We start from the raw sequence: 561 nt of genomic DNA on the forward strand, positions 1-561 counted from the left end.
GCGCACTGCGGTGTGACGCCATTTAACCAGGACTTAAGTAAATTCTGACAGGCGATAGTGTGAATTGCATGCCACTATTTAACTATCGTCAGCCAGAGGAGAGATCATGACGCAGCCATTGGCGGGAAAACTGATTCTGATAGTTGAAGACGAAGCCGTTTTCCGCTCACTCTTGCACTCCTGGCTAACCTCACTGGGCGCGACAACGGCACTGGCGGGGGATGGCGTGGAAGCGCTCCAGAAGATGGCCGAGTCCAAACCCGACCTGATGATTTGCGACATCTCTATGCCGCGAATGAATGGTCTTGAGCTGGTGGAGCAGCTACGCAACCGGGGCGAAACGCTGCCGATTCTGATGATTTCGGCAACGGAAAATATGGCCGATATTGCCAGGGCGTTGCGCCTTGGCGTCCAGGATGTGTTGCTAAAGCCGGTAAAAGATTTCAACCGCCTGCGGGAAACGGTGTATGCCTGTCTGTATCCCAATATGTTCAACTCGCGGGTTGAGGAAGAAGAACGGTTGTTTGAGGACTGGGACGCGCTGGTTAGCGACCCTAACGC

The 561-nt window shown here is 53.8% G+C and carries 1 protein-coding gene; it reads left to right on the forward strand.

From position 1 onward, the window contains the following. Positions 1 to 106 precede the first annotated feature (106 nt). Positions 107 to 561 (forward strand): response regulator (locus D4Q52_RS26045; RefSeq protein ID WP_119859479.1); only part of this gene is annotated, 455 nt, incomplete at its 3' end.

Source organism: Rhodopseudomonas palustris (assembly GCF_003591005.1).
In the GTDB taxonomy this organism is placed as follows: domain Bacteria; phylum Pseudomonadota; class Alphaproteobacteria; order Rhizobiales; family Xanthobacteraceae; genus Rhodopseudomonas; species Rhodopseudomonas palustris_K.